The sequence below is a fragment of the Paenibacillus dendritiformis genome (assembly GCF_945605565.1).
Lineage (GTDB): Bacteria > Bacillota > Bacilli > Paenibacillales > Paenibacillaceae > Paenibacillus_B > Paenibacillus_B dendritiformis_A.
In genome coordinates this window covers 2537217-2555086 of the sequence record NZ_OX216966.1, presented here as the reverse complement: position 1 = coordinate 2555086, position 17870 = coordinate 2537217, and the positions used below count along the sequence as shown (strand labels likewise).

At 60.5% G+C, this 17870-nt stretch carries 15 protein-coding genes; 6 read left to right on the top strand and 9 right to left on the bottom strand.

Annotated features, from left to right (window positions below):
* Positions 1-36 precede the first annotated feature (36 nt).
* The 6 genes from NNL35_RS11160 to NNL35_RS11135 form a co-directional block, all read right to left on the bottom strand.
* Positions 37-2343: a thiamine pyrophosphate-dependent enzyme gene (locus NNL35_RS11160; RefSeq protein ID WP_006676986.1), complete on the bottom strand. Its 2307-nt coding sequence runs from the start codon at positions 2341-2343 to the stop codon at positions 37-39.
* Between the two features lie 22 nt (positions 2344-2365).
* Positions 2366-2506, bottom strand: a complete 141-nt coding sequence (locus NNL35_RS11155) for a hypothetical protein (protein ID WP_254553369.1) — start codon at positions 2504-2506, stop codon at positions 2366-2368.
* Complete coding sequence (locus tag NNL35_RS11150; protein WP_006676985.1) at positions 2490-3506, bottom strand: 2-oxoacid:acceptor oxidoreductase family protein; 1017 nt, start codon at positions 3504-3506, stop codon at positions 2490-2492. The genes NNL35_RS11155 and NNL35_RS11150 overlap by 17 nt, the downstream gene beginning before the upstream one ends.
* A gap of 700 nt (positions 3507-4206) precedes the next feature.
* Positions 4207-4884: a bifunctional 2-keto-4-hydroxyglutarate aldolase/2-keto-3-deoxy-6-phosphogluconate aldolase gene (locus NNL35_RS11145; RefSeq protein WP_006676983.1), complete on the bottom strand. Its 678-nt coding sequence runs from the start codon at positions 4882-4884 to the stop codon at positions 4207-4209.
* A gap of 95 nt (positions 4885-4979) precedes the next feature.
* Positions 4980-5945, bottom strand: a complete 966-nt coding sequence (locus NNL35_RS11140) for a sugar kinase (RefSeq protein ID WP_006676982.1) — start codon at positions 5943-5945, stop codon at positions 4980-4982.
* A gap of 124 nt (positions 5946-6069) precedes the next feature.
* On the bottom strand, positions 6070-6825 hold the full coding sequence (locus tag NNL35_RS11135; RefSeq protein ID WP_006676981.1) for a YwiC-like family protein: 756 nt from the start codon (positions 6823-6825) through the stop codon (positions 6070-6072).
* Positions 6826-7084: 259 nt separating this feature from the next.
* Between NNL35_RS11135 and NNL35_RS11130 the strand changes: the two genes are divergently transcribed.
* Complete coding sequence (locus tag NNL35_RS11130; protein WP_006676980.1) at positions 7085-8179, top strand: acyltransferase family protein; 1095 nt, start codon at positions 7085-7087, stop codon at positions 8177-8179.
* A 47-nt stretch (positions 8180-8226) separates the two neighbouring features.
* Here the strand turns inward: NNL35_RS11130 and NNL35_RS11125 are convergent, their stop codons facing one another.
* The gene (locus tag NNL35_RS11125; protein ID WP_006676979.1) at positions 8227-9537 is read right to left on the bottom strand and encodes a D-arabinono-1,4-lactone oxidase; all 1311 of its coding nucleotides are present in this window, start codon (positions 9535-9537) and stop codon (positions 8227-8229) included.
* Complete coding sequence (locus NNL35_RS11120) at positions 9534-10751, bottom strand: alanine racemase (protein ID WP_006676978.1); 1218 nt, start codon at positions 10749-10751, stop codon at positions 9534-9536. The genes NNL35_RS11125 and NNL35_RS11120 overlap by 4 nt, the downstream gene beginning before the upstream one ends.
* 292 nt (positions 10752-11043) lie before the next feature.
* Between NNL35_RS11120 and ilvD the strand changes: the two genes are divergently transcribed.
* Complete coding sequence (gene ilvD, locus NNL35_RS11115) at positions 11044-12732, top strand: dihydroxy-acid dehydratase (RefSeq protein ID WP_040731293.1); 1689 nt, start codon at positions 11044-11046, stop codon at positions 12730-12732.
* A gap of 464 nt (positions 12733-13196) precedes the next feature.
* Here ilvD and NNL35_RS11110 read toward each other — a convergent pair whose 3' ends face one another.
* Positions 13197-13394 (bottom strand): hypothetical protein, encoded by a 198-nt coding sequence (locus tag NNL35_RS11110; RefSeq protein WP_254553368.1) that lies wholly within the window; start codon positions 13392-13394, stop codon positions 13197-13199.
* Positions 13395-13680: 286 nt separating this feature from the next.
* Between NNL35_RS11110 and NNL35_RS11105 the strand changes: the two genes are divergently transcribed.
* The 4 genes from NNL35_RS11105 to NNL35_RS11090 are packed head-to-tail and all read left to right on the top strand — an operon-like array spanning position 13681 to position 17651.
* Positions 13681-14775: a FecCD family ABC transporter permease gene (locus tag NNL35_RS11105; RefSeq protein WP_006676975.1), complete on the top strand. Its 1095-nt coding sequence runs from the start codon at positions 13681-13683 to the stop codon at positions 14773-14775.
* Positions 14772-15650: an ABC transporter ATP-binding protein gene (locus NNL35_RS11100; RefSeq protein ID WP_006676974.1), complete on the top strand. Its 879-nt coding sequence runs from the start codon at positions 14772-14774 to the stop codon at positions 15648-15650. The genes NNL35_RS11105 and NNL35_RS11100 overlap by 4 nt, the downstream gene beginning before the upstream one ends.
* Positions 15647-16639, top strand: a complete 993-nt coding sequence (locus NNL35_RS11095) for an ABC transporter substrate-binding protein (RefSeq protein ID WP_006676973.1) — start codon at positions 15647-15649, stop codon at positions 16637-16639. Before NNL35_RS11100 ends, NNL35_RS11095 begins: the two co-directional genes overlap by 4 nt.
* Positions 16632-17651, top strand: coding sequence for a ferrochelatase (locus NNL35_RS11090; RefSeq protein ID WP_006676972.1), 1020 nt, complete (start codon positions 16632-16634; stop codon positions 17649-17651). Before NNL35_RS11095 ends, NNL35_RS11090 begins: the two co-directional genes overlap by 8 nt.
* The last annotated feature ends 219 nt before the right edge of the window (positions 17652-17870 follow it).

Here is a 17870-nt window from a genome sequence, read left to right as displayed (position 1 = left end):
GGAAGCCCGCCCTGTCTTCTTATCTCTATATTTCGCTTACAAATCAGGATGCGCATGCTTCGCCCGCAGCACGCTCCAGCGCCGTTCGACCTCCCGCTCGAATACGCCCAGCAGCTCCGCGTTCTCCGGCTTCGCCAGATGCTTCGTCTTGCCCATCATCGTAAGCCAGTCGAGGAGCGGAATTTTTTTGTTCTTCTCCTCCGGGTCGTACGTTATCGTCGTGACGCCGCGCTCCACTTCATACAGCGGGAAGAAGCAGGAGTCGACGGCCGCCTGGACGATCTGGGTGCCCGCCCGATCCTCGGACAGCCAGTTGAGCGGGCACGTAATGAGAATCTTCCCGTAGACGAGCCCCTCGTTGCGGGCGTACCACTGGGCCTTCGCCGCTTTCTTCAGCAGGTCCTGAGGAAATGCCTCACTTCCCGTAAATACATACGGAATATGGGTCGCGGCCATAATTTGCGCCGTATCTTTGTGGTGGAACATCTTCCCCGTCTGCGCCTTGCCGACATTGGAGGTAGAGGTCCGATGCCCGATCGGCGTCGAATAGGACAGCTGGGCTCCCGTATTCATGTAGCCTTCATTGTCATATTCGAGAATGATCATTTTATGATTGCGCAGCGCGGCCCCGATGGCCGGCCCCATGCCGATATCCATGCCGCCGTCCCCGGTAATCATGACGAACGTGAAGTCGTCCGGCAGATTCAGCGCGTCCAGCTCGCCGCGGCGCTTGCGCTCCCAGAACATCTCGACGACGCCGGACAGCGTGGCGGCCCCGTTCTGGAACAGATTATGAATATAGGTCGCTTTATGCGAGGAATACGGATATCCCGTCGTCACGACCATCGCGCAGCCGGTATGGAAGAGAGCGACGATGTCCCCTTCGATCCCTTTGAAAAAGAGCTCCAGTCCCGAAAAGATGCCGCAGCCCGGACATGCCCCGTGACCCGGCGCGATCCGCTTCGGCTTCTTGGTCAGCTGCCGCAGCGGCGGAATCCGCACGTTCAGCTTGCCCGTCTCCTCAACCTGCTTCACCGTAATAAGGCCGGTATTCAGCTCCTCATACTTCATCGGCTCCAGCACGCGCTTCGGCGCGGCGGCCGGGTCGCCCGGCGTATGGCCGATATAGTCGAACGGCTGCGCGACAGCGCCGGCCGCAGCCGCCTCCAGCGCGCACCGGAACATCGCATGGCCGTCCTCGGCATAGAAGTCTTTGCCCCCCAGGCCGTAGATGCGGCTGATGACGAGCGTATCGCGGTTGCCGTGCGTGAAGAGCGCCGCCTTCACCTCGTTCACCATATTGCCGCCATGGCCGCCGTACGAATCAGCGCGGTCACCGACGGTCACCGCCTTGACGCCGGCCAGCGCGGCGGCGATCTCCTTCGCCGGGAACGGGCGAATCATATTCGGCGAGACGGCGCCCGCCTTGATGCCCTGCTCCCGCAGCTGATCGACGACATCCTTAATAATCTCGGCCGCGGAATTGAGCAGGAAGACGGCGACCTCCGCGTCTTCCATCCGGTACAGATCGAGCACCGGATAATCGCGTCCGGTCAGCTCCGCATATTCCCGGCGGATGCGATCGAACACCTCTCCGGCCTTGTACATCGCCATCGACTGCTGATAGCAGTTGTTGATGTAATCCGGTTCATTCATATACGGGCCGACGGTGATCGGATTGTTCCGATCGAGCGTATCCGCGAACCCCCTCACCGGCTGCTCGCCGATGAATCGCTGCACGTCCTCGCGGCGGGCGAAGGTCTGAACACGCCGCTTCTGATGCGAAGTGAAATAGCCGTCGAACGCGACCATCACCGGCAGCCGAACCTCCGGATCCTCGGCCAGCTTAATCGCCATCATGTTCATATCATACACGGCCTGCGGATCCCGGCAGAGCAGGATCGGCCAGCCCGTATTGAGAGCGAAATACAGATCGGAATGGTCGCCGTGAATGTTGAGCGGCCCCGAGACTGAGCGGCAGACCAGATTCAATACCATCGGGAAGCGCGTCCCCGATTGGACGGGCATCTGCTCTAGCATGTACAGGTAGCCGTTGGCGCTCGTCGCATTGAACACCCGTCCGCCGGCCGTCGAGGCGCCATAGCAGATTCCGGCGGAGCCATGCTCGCCATCGGCCGGAATCAGCTTAATGTCATGCTTCCCGCTCGCCTTCATCAAGTCCAGGAATTGGGCGACCTCCGTAGACGGCGAGATCGGATAATAGCCCATAATGTGATAGTTGATCTGATGGGCGGCATAGGCGGCCATCTCATTGCCCGATTCGTATACCATGCGCTGCTCCACGCGGGATGGCATGGCTTCCTTATCATACTCGATTGCCACGGATTCTCTTCCCCCTTACCATTCATACTGTCATGGGCGGTCCCTTCACATGCATTCCATCGGACATGCCGTTCCGGATGCCGCCCGCTACGGCGGAAGCAAGCGTGCGCCGATGCGCATTGTCTGCCTGCGCGCTTTCCCGCCGGTTACTGCTGCGCTGCATTCGCGAATGCGAACCGGTGCGGCATTCGATGGGCATCCGCATACCCTTCCTCTTCCCGTTCGCTCGACAGCGCTTCGGTCGGACAGGCATACACGCACTTTAGACAGCCTTTGCAATATTGATAATCGATTCCTTGCAGGAACATATGGAGCCGGCCTTTTTTGTCCGGCTTCTCCTCCCAGACGAAGCAGAAGTCGGGGCATACATTGTCACAGGCCGCGCAATGAATGCATTTATCTTCGAAGAAGTGCGGCATCATGCCCGCTCGGGAAATGCTCAGATCCTTCAGCACGGAGTTGCCCGGATTGATAACCGTCCCGCCGATCGGCTGGGTCTCATATCCCAGCGTCGGCGTATCCCAGCGGACCGGCCCGGGGAGAGTCTCTCCCTCCGGCAGCGCGAACGTCTGGAAGACAACCTCGTCGTACCCGCGCTGGAACGTGTTCAGCGCAGGCTGGACGGCTTGCGGGTATTTCGATTCCAGCGACTTGCGGATGACGCCCTTCATATGCTCCGCATCCAGGAAGTCGCACAGGCGGAACAGAGCGCCCAGCATCGCCATGTTAACCCGGTTCCCTTCCTCCAAGGCAATCCCGATCGCGTCGACTACCGCTATCGTGCCGCAGGGAAGGCGAAGTTTATCCTTCAGACGCGCCGGATCGGACGAGGAATTGACCAGCACCAGGCTATCGGGGTAGATTCCGTTCGTGACATGGACCGTTTTGGCCAGCGCTTCATGGAAGATGCCGACAATATGGGGCCGTTCGACCGGAGTCGTATCCCGGATGCGGGTCTCGGGCTGGCAGAAGCGGATATGCGCTTTAACGGGAGATCCTTTCTTCTCGGAGCCGTAGGAGGAAAAGCTGACGCCATTCAATCCGCTTCCCGTGACGCCGGCTTCGGCCAGCATTTTGCCGGCCAGATTCGCGCCCAGGCCTCCAATCGATTCCAAGCGAATTTCATAAAATCCGAGTTCATTGACTTTGGGCAGGTTGACCATTGAAATGCTTCATCTCCTTTCCCCCGCTCCCGCTGCTAGGCGAAGCACGCCAGGGGACGGGGCCAGATTCGGATGAGGACGGCCTGTCTCGCGGGACAGACCTCCTGCTGGCTAGTCTCGTAACCGGTCTGAATATGACGTGGTTGAATACAGGTTATATGGGAAGCCGGCCGGCAGGTATGACATTGATCACAGGCGGCCGAAAGCCGAATGGACATCTTGTGACAGGAAAAAAGTACACTCAGGAGGGAGGCGCATCCGGCACAGCGATGCCTCTTCCGTATGTACATGCAGACTTATATATCGCGGGTGTCATATTGTATGCGGCAGGCGGACGTCATATGCCTCCAGGGGATGAACGTTCTATGACCGCGCCGGAAGAGGGGCCTCGCCAAGAGGGGGGATGGGAAGCCGAAGCCGGCTTCCGTTATGACGGTGTCTGGAGGGGGCATGACCTCATCACCTCTCGGCAGCGTCTAAGGGTTGCAATGAATTTGTCCACAGGATGCGAAATCGTAGTGAGTCTGATGAGAGCGCTATCCAAATTAGGCGAAGCAATTTAGGAACTTCAGATTCCGCCCGGCTCGAGACGCGGCCACTCTTCCCTTGCTTCCGCAGGCCGCCTTCTGTCTCTGGCGCCAATAAACAAAACCCCCTCTCCGCCCGGATTCCAACGGTACCGGACAGACAGGGGATTCGCTTATCCGCGGGCGATCTGCTCCTTCGCACGGCGGAATGCCTCCATATACTGTTCTGCCTTGCGGCGGACGAGAGCAAGATCGCCGGACGCTTTCGCTTCCTTGGTCAAATCCGAGCCGATCCCGACGGCAAACGCGCCGGACCGAATCCAATCGCCCAGATTGTGGACATCGACGCCGCCGGTCGGCATCAGGTTCGCCTGCGGCAGCGGGCCTTTGATCGTCTTGATGATGGACGGATCATACAGGTTGCCCGGGAACAGCTTCACCACATCAACCCCCAGCTCGAGTGCGCGCTGCACTTCCGCAATCGTCATGACACCCGGCAGAACGGGCACGCGGTACAGATTGCACATCGTGATCGTCTCGGGGTTGAGCGATGGACCGACGACGAACTCAGCCCCCGCCAAAATGCTGGAGCGGGCCGTAACCGGCTCCAACACGGTGCCAGCGCCGATGACCGCGAAGCGATCGCTGCTGGAGGACTTCGAGGAATACATTCTCCGCAGCTGCTCTATCGCATGGAGCGCATGGGGAACGGTCATCGTCACCTCAATAATGCGGATGCCGCCCTCGATGGCTTGTCCCGCCATCTCCACCACTTCATCCGGAGAGTCTCCCCGCAGTACGGCGACAACGCCATGCTCTTGAATTTGCTGAATCACTCTAATCTTATCCATCGTGATGATTCTCCCTTCTGCGCCCTCTACGGCGTCTATGCTTCCGGGCTATGAGCCCGCATGGCGATCACGGGCCGCGGCCCTGCGGCGGCCGCCTACCGTTCGATATGCACCGCCCGGTTCAATACCGCCTGCAACTGCTCGGCCGTCGGCAAGGCCTCCCAATCTCCGAATGCCTGCACGACCATCGCGCCGGTGATATTGCCGAGACGAACCGCCTCCACGGCATCGGCCCCCTGCAGTATGCCGGACAGAAATCCGGCGCAGAAGGCATCGCCGGCGCCGACCGTATCGACGACATGCTCCACCAGCTCGTACGGAACCTCGTCGATGCGGCTCCCCTGAACGACATAGTTCATGCCCGGTCCGCCTTTGACAATGCTGATGCCGGGCAGCTCGGACAGGCGCCGGAAGATGCCTTGCTCATCCTCGGTGCCGTACAGCAGCTTCAATTCGTCCAGTCCCGGCAGGAAGTAGTCCGCCTCGCGCGCCAGCGGCAGCAGCTTCTCCCGGGCGGCTTCCATCGTCCACAGCTTCAGCCGCAGATTCGGATCGAAGCTCACCTTCACGCCGGCGGCCTTCGCGACGGCGACCGCTTCATAGACCGTCTCGGCACAGCTCTCGCTCAAGGCGCAAGTAATCCCGGTTACATGAAGCAGCCGGGCCGAGCGGATATAGTCCTTGTCCAGATGCCCCGGCGTCATGCGGCTTGCCGCAGAGCCCGCGCGGTAATAATAAACGGATGATTTCTGGGCGACCAGTTCCCTCATCATCAGTCCGGTCGGCGCATCCGGCGCCATCTCGACGCGGGACACATCCACTCCTTCGCCGCGAATCGCCTTGACGATGTGCCGGCCGAGCGGATCCCGGCCCAGACGGCCGCACCAGCCTGCCCGGTGTCCGAGGCGGGCCAGCCCGATGGCCACATTGCTCTCCGCTCCCCCGAACGATTTCATCACCGTCTGCGCATATTCCAAGCCCCTCGTGTCCGCGGAGCTGAGCAAGGCCATCGCTTCGCCGAACGTGACGACCTCCGGGACATTTATTGACAGCGCTTTCATAATGCCGTGTCCTCCTTCTGTATAACATGAGGCTTTGTCCTCTATCATAATCCGTTTTTTGCCATACCGTCAACGGCCGACGGTATGGCCAACCTGTCATTTATTAAGGAACGGATACGACAGACTACGGAGTGATCACAGCGATTAACGGGATCGCCATCACGATGCTGAAGACGATCTCCGCAATGCCGACCTGCTTGATCGTTACCTTCTGGCCAGGCATCCAGACCGCGCGCAGGAACAGCGCCACGAACGGAAGAGCGGCCCACAGGGGAAGCATGAGGCCCACGGCTGCCGCGGCCACGATATGGACGCCGACGGACAAGCCATAGTACAGCCGGCTCCCTTTCTCGCGAATCATCGTCTTCACATAAAATATCGTTCCGGCAAAATAAAGCAAGCAAGCGGCAAAGGCCCGCCACGCCAGGCTCCAATCCGTTCCCCCGCCTGCTTCGAAAGCAATCGGGAGCATCCAGCAAAATTGGAGGACGGCCAAAAAATCGTTGACGAGATGGCGTTCCCGATTCCGCTTGGCGAACGCCGCGTTCAGCAGCAGCAACGGCAGCATGACGGCGCCCATCCACCAAATATCCGGCCGCATCACCAATACGGCGCTCCCGGCGAGCGCGCACGCGGCGCCATATACAATCACCGGGCCTCGATATACGATGGCCCGTCCGGTCTTGATCCACTGCAGGCCGGCGAACGATCCGCAATAGGCGGCCAGCCAGGCGATTCCGATCCAGGCGTGAATGGCTTGCGGCTTGCTGGCGAACATGCCCGCAGCGAACGGAATGATGAGCATCGCCCACGCTCCGTGCTGATTCGGAATATAGGCCCGCAGAAGCTTCGATCTGCGGTTGGGATGTTCCTTCGACATCGTTCCTGTCTCCCCTTTGAATGAAATATTGCTTCAATCTGGCATCTCTCCTGTATGTTACTTGAATTGCCGGGCGCTGTCTAAGCTTGCGCAGGAACTTTCGCCATTCTGTCAAAAGTGGACGACGCTTTCATCCCGTTTTATGTGATGTAAATCACAATCCCGGAATCGGCCCTATGGTACGTTTACATCGTAAACATAAAGCCGCAGCCAACATAGACAAATCGATGCGCGGCAGGAGTTGTAGGAGGGAAGGACAATGCAGGAGCGAAGGTGGAATCAAGCCTCCTCCGGGTTGAAGTCGGCCGTGTCCTTAAGGAGTGGAGAGACCTTCGGATTGAATTTGCGGTTCATGCTCATTGTATGCGTGTTTGTCGCCAATGCGATTGAGCCGCTCATCGGCACCATGCCCGAGCTAAAAGGTTTGTTCGTTTGGATTTTTACGTTTCATATGCCGTTGTTCGTCTTCGTCACGGGCTATTTCGCCCGCAGCAATCTGAACGGCCGTGCGGGCTGGGCCGTGATGAAGCAAATCGGCATCCAGTATGTCATTTTTCAATCGCTATATTCGCTGCTTGATGTCACGCTGTTCCACGTCCCGGGAATGAAGCACTCGTTCTTCATTCCGTACCTGTTGTTGTGGTTCCTGATCGGACATTTGATCTGGCGTGCCATCCTGATGCTGTTCACCCGTTGGCAGGTTCGCCATCCGGTCATCCTGGCGGCCATCATCGGCATTGCCGCGGGATTTCTCCCGATAGACGGAGCCTGGCTCGGTCTGTCCCGGACGTTGGTCTATTTACCCTTCTTCGCGGTTGGATACCTCTTCCGCGACGATGCTTTCCAGCGGTTCGCCGCTTCCCGCTTCCGGCCGTTGGCCGCAGGCTTGTCCGCCGGATTGCTGCTTGTGCTTCTTCTGTGGCCGAACGCGCTCCATCCGGAATGGCTGATGAACCATATGACGTTCCGCGAGCTCGGCTGGCTGGAGCAATCCCCATGGTACGCCATCGGGATGCGCCTGTTCATATACGCGCTGGAGATTGTCGCATCCGTCGCGTTCTTGGCCTGGGTGCCCCTTCATGCCGGTTGGATTACCGGATTGGGGCGGCGGACGCTGTACGTGTTCTTGCTCCATGGCCTCATCATCCGGATGCTTGTCGTCTCCGGACTGTACCATTATATTACGACCGGCCCGCAAGCCGTTCTGCTGATTCTGGCTTCGCTTGCCTGCACCGTGCTGCTCGCGCAGCCGGCCGTACGGTCGCTATGCCGCCCGATTATCGAACCGCATTGGAACGGTATCGGAGGCTGGCACCGCATGTCGGTATTCCATCGCGGCATGAAGCAGGGTTAACCTTACCAACAGCGCCCCGTACGCTTGAAGCGGGGCGCTGTTCTCATTTACCGGGCGGTTGGCGAGATTAGACGCGCCACATACCGGTTCATCAGCACGCCTCGCGGATCCGCCGCTTCCCTGATGCGGGCGGCGTCCTTCCATTTCGGATACATGCCAGCCAACTGCGCAGCGGTCCGGGAATGCCATTTACCCCAATGCGGCCGACCATCATAGGCGAGCAGAATCTGCTCCATGTCGCGGAAATACGGCTCGTAAGGCATCCCTTTATACATATGAAGCGCGATGTAAGCCGAGTCCCGGCCGTAGGCGGGCGACAGCCACATATCATCCCCCTTGACATACCGGCATTCGATTGGGAAATGGACGGAATACCGCCGCCGCTCCAACAGCCGCTTCATCTCCAGGAGGACGGGGCGCATCGCGGCGGCCGGCACGCTGTACTCCATTTCCATGAACTTGACATGCCTTGGCGTAACGAACAGGCGAGGCCCCCGGCCGACCTCGTCGCTTACCGGCACGAAGCGCGCCGACAGGCGGCTGATTCCGGCGCTGAGCCGCGGAGCGATGCGGCATGCTTCCGACATCCCCCAGAACAAGCCGTTCTCCACCGCGTAGGCGCTCCACTCCTTCCATCTTCCGCGCTTCGATACCGGCGCGTCGGTCGGGTTAATCGTCTTCACCTGCGTCCCGCCGGAATAAGGAAACCAGAAAAATTCAAAATGGCGGTTCCCGCTCCGATATTCCTCCAGCCTCTCCAGCGTCTCTTCCAAGGTGGAGCGGAAGCTGGCAAGCCGCATCCTCTCCGCGGGAACGATCCGCAGCGTCAGCTCGGTCATGATGCCGATCGTCCCGAAGGAGACCTGCAGCGCCTTGAACATCTCCTGCTTCTCTCCCGTATCTCCTTCGCTCACTTCGGCGATGCGGCCGTTCCCCAGGACGGCGCGGATCGCGGTCACCTGGGTGGACAGACTGCCGAAGCCGCTCCCCGTGCCATGGGTTCCCGTCCCGACCGCGCCCCCGATCGTCTGCCGGTCGATGTCGCCCAGATTCTCCATCGCCCAGCCCCGTTCAAGCAGCCGCCCGCCTAATTCGCGCAGCGTCGTGCCGGCCCGCACCGTCACCGTGCGGGCGCTCTCGTCCAGCTGCACCAGACCGGTCATCCGCGGCAGCCGCACGAGCCATTCCTCCGCCTCCCCGAGCGGAGTGAACGAATGCCCGGACCCCACGATGCGCACCTTGCGGCCTTGCCGCTGCGCTTCCCGCAGCAGCTCCGCCACGTCCGCTTCACCCTCCGGCTCCCACCACCGTTCCGGCTCGCAGCGGACATTGCCCGCCCAATTGCGCCACTGCTTCATCCGAAGCACCACCCTTCTCCGCGATACGTAGCCCATGTCCCGATGCAGGCTCCCTGCTTGACGGCGACGAACTCGCGGAACCGCTCCGCCAGCTCTCCGGCCTTCGCATGCCGGAACCAGATCAGATCGCCCGGCCGCAGCGGATCTGCACCGTCCGGGTAACGGACGGGCGTCTGCACCTCCCCCGCTCCTTCCCGCGGCAGCAGATGCCCGCCGGGGGGCCAGATCGGCTGCGGCAATCGGTCCGCCCCCGCTTCGCCGGACGCGATATACCCTCCGCCGAAGCAGGTATAGATGCCGGGTGCGGCCACCCGCACCACCGGCAGGGCGAAGACGGCCGCCGGCCGCAGCGTCAGATCCGCGTACCCGTCGAACAGCGCCGGCGCATAGAACGCCGATCCGGCCGTCAGCTCCGTCACCGACTCGTCGGACGCCGTGAAGCGCAGGCTGCCGCTGCCGCCCCCGTTCACGAAGCGGAGCTCGTGGCCTTCGCAGCGAAGCGCGCGGACGATCGCCGCCCGGCGCGCCGCCACCTCCGCCTCAGAGCGCCGCTTCACATAGCGGATGGCGGCACTCATCAGCTTCTGCCCGGGCTTCGCGTCGGGAACGCCCGCCAGCTGCGCTTCATAGCCCATCACGCCGGCCAGCCGCAGATGCGGGGAGCGGCGGATCGCGTCCGCCAGCTCCAGCACGGAAGCTTCGCTGCGCAGCGGCGAACGGCGCACGCCGAAGTGGAGGCCGCCGAACGCGGAGGACATGTCGATATCGAGACAGATATCGAAGCAGATCTGCTGCTCGCGGGCGGCTTGCTCGGCGGCCCGCAGCTGGCTGCCGTCATCCGCCATCAGGACGATCTCCTTCCCTTGGCGGCGCAATCCGGCCAAGCGGGCCAAGGCCGGCCGGTCCAGCGTCGGATAGCCCATCAGCACGTCGGAGACGCCCGCCTCCAGGAGGGCGGCCGCTTCCTGTGGATGGTAGCACATGACGCCCTGGAAGCGGGGATGCAGCGTCAGCAGATGCTTGACCGCCTGGACGCAGCGCAGCGATTTGGTCGCCAGACGCACCGGCTTCTGTCCGCTCAGCCTAAGCACCTGGCCCGCATTATGCTCCAGCGCATCCAGATCGAGGCAGGCGAACGGCGTGCCGGCGGCGGCCGCTCGTGCCGCTTCCCGGTTCTCGTCCCGGTAGCTCCCGTTGCGCTCGGAACTGTCCATGCTCTCTCCCCCTTTTCGTCAGCTTGCCGCCGGGCCTGCTCAAGTTACCGCTAATATATTCCGGGGGAGGGCGAACGATTCTCTCTTATTTTCTCTCTTTTTAGGAGGCACCCCAGGGCGGCCGCGCTTCACCCGAACCCGCTCCGGCTTGGCCGCAAGCGCTCAGTGACGCTTTAAACCGCTAGAAAAAGAAAGTCAGTTGTGATAGACTCTATAGAAATACTCAAGCACTTATGAGAGGTATCATTCCAATCCCGGCAGTCGGGTAGCAAGAGATGGAGGTTCACACAGAATGACAGCCAAAAAGAAAATGCGTTCAGACATGATTAAGAAGGGCTTCGATCGTGCGCCTCACCGCAGTCTGCTGCGTGCAGCGGGCGTGAAGGAAGAGGATTTTGACAAGCCGTTCATTGCGGTATGCAACTCGTATATCGACATCATTCCCGGACACGTCCATTTGCAGGAATTCGGCAAGATTGTCAAGGAAGCGATCCGGGAAGCGGGCGGCGTGCCGTTCGAATTCAATACAATCGGGGTCGACGACGGGATTGCGATGGGCCATATCGGCATGCGGTACTCGCTGCCAAGCCGCGAGATTATCGCCGATTCGGTAGAGACGGTCGTCTCCGCCCACTGGTTCGACGGAATGGTCTGCATTCCGAACTGCGACAAGATTACGCCGGGCATGATTATGGGTGCGCTGCGCGTCAACATTCCGACGATCTTCGTCAGCGGCGGTCCGATGAAGGCGGGCAAAGACTCTTCCGGACGTTCGATCTCCTTGTCCAGCGTGTTCGAGGGTGTCGGCGCCTATCAAGCAGGCAAGATTGACGACAAGGGATTGATGGAGCTGGAACAGTACGGCTGCCCTACCTGCGGCTCCTGTTCGGGCATGTTCACCGCGAACTCGATGAACTGCCTGGCGGAAGCGCTTGGCATCGCCTTGCCGGGCAACGGCACCATTCTTGCCGTATCTCCGGAACGCCGGGAATTCGTCCGTCAGTCGGCCCGCCAGCTCATGAGCATAATCGAGCAGGACATCAAGCCGCGTGATATCGTCACGATGGAAGCTATCGATAACGCCTTTGCGCTCGACATGGCGATGGGCGGATCGACCAATACGGTCCTGCATACGCTCGCTATCGCGCGCGAAGCCGGATTCGAATACCCGATCGAGCGGATTAACGAAGTGGCGGCCCGCGTGCCTCATCTGGCCAAGGTAGCGCCGGCTTCCGATTATCATATTGAAGATGTGCACAATGCAGGCGGCGTCAGCGCCGTTTTGAATGAACTGTTCAAGAAGGAAGGGGCCCTTCACGGCGAGTGCATCACCGTGACCGGTCAGACGCTGCGCGAGAATGTCGCCGGCTGCGACATCGTGGATACCGATGTCATCCACACCTTGTCCAATCCTCACAGCGAACAAGGCGGATTGGCCGTATTGTTCGGCAACCTGGCGCCGGAAGGCGCTATCGTCAAGGTCGGCGCCGTCGATCCGTCGGTCGGCGGACGCCATGTCGGCCCGGCGATCTGCTTCGATTCCCAGGACGAGGCCTTGGCCGGAATCGCGAACGGCAAGGTGAAGGAAGGCCATGTCGTCGTCATCCGCTACGAAGGGCCGAAGGGCGGTCCCGGCATGCCGGAGATGCTCGCCCCGACGTCGCAGATCGTCGGCATGGGTCTCGGCGCCAAGGTGGGCCTCATTACCGACGGGCGCTTCTCCGGAGCGTCCCGCGGAATCAGCATCGGCCATATCTCGCCGGAAGCGGCCGAAGGCGGACCGATTGCGTTCGTGGAAGACGGCGATATCATTGAGCTCGATCTGACGAACCGCAAAATCGAGCTGCAGGTGCCGGACGAGGTTCTTGAGCAGCGGCGCGCGGCGTGGAAGCCGTTCGAGCCGAAGGTCAAGACCGGCTATCTGGCCCGCTATTCCAAGCTCGTGACGAATGCCAGCCAAGGCGGCATTCTCAAAATTTAATCCACAGAAATCGAGGGGCTGTCCGATAAGCAGTTTTCTAGCTGCAGCGAGACAGCCCCTTCCCTGCTTCTCATCACGCCTCAGCCTGCTGAAAAACTGTAAAAATACAGTTTTCTTTGATGACATGTATTCCGTAATAGGAATTGCTGCACAGCTGCATTAATTTCAGACTATCCAATAGATCAAAGACACAAATCGATGGAATTAATGTACTTTTGCAGGAATTTCATCAAATAGTAGCTCAAATAGCGAAAATTGCTGCATTCAGGCAGGATTTCGCTGCCTCAGCCATCATCCCCCGCTTTGCCCGCCGCCATTTTTTCCTCGCCGTACTTCCCGTCTTTCTCCGACTTCCCTCTCCTTTCCTCGCATTTTCCCGCTTTGCCCGCTTTTCTCGCTTTTCTCGCCTTTTCCTGCTTTTCTCGCCGTATTTCCCGTCTTTCTCCGACTTTCCTCGCCTTTTCTCACCTTTCCTCTCCTTTCCTCTCCTCGCCTTTTCCCGTTTTTCTCGCCGTATGCCCTGTATTTCTCCGACTTTCCTCGCCTTTTCTCTCCTTTCCTCTCCTTTCCTCTCCTCGCCTTTTCCCGTTTTTCTCGCCGTATGCCCTGTATTTCTCCGACTTTCCTCGCCTTTTCTCTCCTTTTCTCACTTCCACATTCACTGTCGGCCCGTCGCCCCCAACCGCCGACCCCAATCCTTTTGCAATGCCTATGAGACTTATGAGAACGCCCCTTTTTGCCGTATCCGCCCTATTTCTATGCTTACTTCTCCGCTCTCGACCTTTAGCACTCTCGACCTTTGGCGCTTTCGCCCTTTCTATCTCCCCTCGGCCCGATTCTATTCCTCCATTGACGGCTTTCCAGGCATGCGCTATAGTAATAAATGTTTACCTAACCCAACTTATTTGTATTGGACTATTTTTGTTGTGAACGGGAAAGGTGGTAACTATGTACTCCAAGACTGAAGCAAGCAGCCCAAGCCATCCCCCCGTCCTTCGCCGCCATCCGGCCCGCGGACATGCGCGCGTCGCGCTGCTCGGCGCCGCAGGCTTGGCGGCATTGCTCTTGTCCGTCATCGCCGGCTGCTCCATCGGCCCCGTCTCCATCCGGTTCGCGGATACGCTGCAGGCTATCCTGCACGCCATCGGATGGCTGGACCATGCCGGCATTCCGGAGCGCGATCTGATGATTGTCACGGCGATCCGCCTTCCCCGCGTCTTGGTCGGCGTCTTTGTCGGCGCCGCTCTCTCCGTAGCGGGCACCGCCATGCAGGGCGTGTTCCGCAACCCGCTGGTTGAGCCGGGCTATCTCGGCGTCTCCTCGGGAGCGGCGGCCGGGGCCGTCATCGTGATTGCTTCCGGCTTCGCGCAGCACGCTTCCTACGCGCTGCCGCTGGCGGCCTTCGCCGGCGCCTTGGCTGCCGTCATCCTTATCCTCGCCATCTGGCGCGCCAGCGGCAAGCCGAATGTGACGACACTGCTGCTGCTTGGCATCGGCATCAATGCGCTCCTGTCTGCGGTCATCAATGTCGTGATTGCGAGCGCGCCCCATGAGCAGCAGCTGCGAAGCATTGTCTTCTGGCTCCAGGGCGGGCTGGAGGCGAGAACGTGGGAGCATGTGCAATTGATCGCGCTTCCGGTTACCATTGCGGCTATCCTGATCGCGTTGTTCAGCCGCACGCTGAATCTGCTGCTGTTGGGAGACGAGCATGCGCAGGCATCCGGCGTTCCCGTGCAAGGCACGCGTTACACCATCCTTCTGCTCGCCTCCTTCCTGACGGGAACCGCCGTCTCCGTCAGCGGCATCATCGGCTTCGTCGGATTGGTGATTCCGCATCTGATCCGGCTGCTGGCCGGAGCGGACCACAGGCACCTGCTTCCGCTCAGCGCGCTGTTCGGGGCGTCCTTCCTCGTGCTGGCGGATCTCGCCTCGCGAATGATCCTGCAGCCGGTTACGCTTCAGGTCGGCGTCGTCTGCGCCTGCATCGGCGCCCCTCTGTTCATCATGATGCTGCTGCGCAGAAGAAAGGGGAATCTCGCATGAAGGAAAAGCGATCAACGGATACGGATTCCGGCACGGACAAGCTGCTGCAAGCAGAGCGGCTGTCCTGCTCCATTGAGGGCAGAGCCATTATCAATGATATCTCGTTCGAGCTTCGGCGCGGTTCATTTGTCGGCATTATCGGCCCCAACGGCAGCGGGAAATCCACTCTGCTCCGCATGGTGTGCGGACTGCTGCGCCCGGCGCGGGGGCGCCTGCTGCTCGACGGCCGGCCGCATGCCGCCTACTCCGCCTCGGCGCGGGCCCGGCTCATCGGCTATGTTCCGCAGGATTGCTCGCTTGACGCCGACTTCACCGTCGGACAGATTGTCGCGATGGGGCGCCATCCCCATCGTTCGCTCTTCCGCAGCCTGTCCGCTGCGGATATCGGCTGCGCCGAGCAGGCAATGCGCCAATGCGGGATCGAGCCGCTGCGCGATCGTTATATCCATGCCTGCTCCGGCGGCCAGCGCCAGCTCGCCTTCATCGCCAAGGCGCTGGCACAGGAGCCGCAGCTGCTGCTGCTGGATGAGCCGATCTCCGCGCTCGATATCCGCCATCAGCTTCGCACGCTGTCGCTGCTGCGCGGATTGGCCCGCGAAGGCTTGGCGGTAGCTGCCTCCCTGCACGATCTATCGCTGGCTTCCCGCTATTGCGACCGGCTGCTGATGCTTCACGAGGGGCGCATCCGGGCGTTCGGCCCGCCGGAGGAAGTACTGACCGCGGAGCATCTTTATGCGGTATACGGCATTCGTGCCGTCATCCGCCGCGAACACGCTGCGAGAGGCTTATCGATTCTCGCCTTCGATCAGGCGGACGCCGAGTTCGAACCATCGATGTACACATCATTAGCTAACCAGGAGGAATTCATTAGATGAGACAACATGACAAAGCGAAGCGGAACATGATCATCGGGCTGGCGGCGGTCATTGTCGTCATCGGCTTGGCGGCGATCCTGGCCAACCGAATGTCCGGCGCTTCGACCACGGTGCCGGAATCCGTCCCCGCTTCTGCTCCAGAAGCGAATGACAAGCTGAAGGTCGCGCCCGTATCGCTGGATACGGCGGACGCGGTCTTGGAATTTATCGTTCCGGCACAGGTGGTCGCGATTCCGAAGAGCATCTCCAACCCCTATCTTGCTGTCAACGCAGAGATGGGGAAGCAGGTCGCCAACCCGATTAGCGGGGCGACCGGATTGGATCCCGAGGCGATCCTGTCCTTCCAGCCGGATCTCGTGCTGCTGACGAAGGTTCATCATACCGAGAGCGATGCCGAAGAATTGCTCAGCCAAGCCGGCGTCAACGTCATTACCTTTGATCAGTGGGGGACATTTGAAGCGGTGATGGGCAACTATCGGAAAATTGGCGAAGCGGTGGGAGATGCCGACAAGGGAGTGCTTATCGCAGAGGAAATCGAGGCAAAATTGCAGCAGGCCGCGGCGCGCACCGCGAAGCTGACGGCCAAGCCGACCGTGCTGGTGCTCTCCCCCGTCGGCCCGAACACGGGCCCTTATGTCATCGGGCCGGGCAACATCGCTTACGATATGATACGCCTTGCCGGAGCGGAGCCTGCGGCGGATGCGCTCGGCATCGCCAAATCGATCAAAGCGTCGATCGAAGATCTGATCAAGATCGATCCCGATTATATCGTTCTCGGCGACTGGGACGGTACCGGAGAAGAATGGCTGTCCGGCTTGAAGTCCGATCCGCAGTGGAATACACTGACCGCGGTACAGCAAGGGCGCATCACGACGATGAAGGCGAAGGATTTGCTCGCGCCGAATCGTTATACCGTCGACGGCATGCTGCATATGTCGGCATGGCTTCACCCGGACTTGTGGAAGGACGGTGAGGCCGATCATGAGTGAACTGGAGCCCGGCCGTCAGGCAGATTCGCCCCAGGCGGCATTGGCGGGGGCGAAGGTTGCAGCGCCAACAGCACCGGATGCGGGCGAGCCGGCGCAGGCCGTCCTGTTGGCCGCCTATGGCGCCTGCCGCTCGATCGATGATGTGCCGCAGCTGTACGAGCATATTATGCGGGGCCGCTGTTCCCCGGACGCCTTGGCCCAAGGCGTGAGCCGTTACCGGCAGACGGCGGCATGCGATCCGCTCTATGCGGTTACCGCGAGACAGGCGGAAGCGATGTCGCAGCGGCTCGGGCAGCTATGCAGCGCTCCGGTCCCCGTCTATATCGGCTATAAGCACTCGCCTTCCTTCGTCTCCGAAGCGGTGCGGCAAGCGGCAGCCGACGGCATCTCCCGGCTGGCGCTGCTGCATCTGTCCCCCTTCAGCGCCGGAACCGGAATGTATATGCACGAAGCCGCGCGGGCGGCAGATGGAGCGGACGCGCCTATCCGGGTAACCGCCGTGGCGAACTGGCAGGAGCATCCCGCCTTCATCCGGCTGCTAGCCCGCCGCCTGCGCGATGCTTACCGCTGGCTCCCTGCCGCCAGCTTGCCTTCGGCACGGGTCATCTTCACCGTGCATAGCAAGCCCGGCCTGCCTTCGGCGCATACTGCGTTTATCGCCCAATATTGCCGCCTCGCCCGTCTCATCGCGGAGGAAGCGGAGATCGGACGCTGGGACATCGCCTACCGGAGCGGCATGCCCGCGCCCCAGCGCTGGCTCGGCCCGGATGTGAAGGACGTCATCCGGCAAGCGGCCGGCCATGGCTGCCAAGCGGTCGTGCTGTGCGAGCTGACCTCGCTGACCGACAATGTTGAGGTCTATCATGATCTCGGCGAGGACGCGAAGCGGCAGGCCGAAGCATGCGGCATACAGTTCGTCCGGACGGAGCCTGTCAATGATGCCTGGGACTTCATCGAATTCATATCAGACATTGTCTCCCGCCATCTGCTCGCCGGGCAATATTCGGCCTGACACGCCGTTCCTGCCGGACTCTTCCTTGCCTGCAGGAACCCCATAACACCATTCAAGCGCGGATTCATTCCGCGCTTTTTCTTTTCAAGTCAAGTGTTTTCGTTTGCAATATCATTTGTAAGATTACTGAAAGAATGATGAAAGCGCCGAGAAAGAATACCCTTGTAACATGAACGATAGTGGTTGGATAACTATACATGTCATTAGGAGGATTCTTGG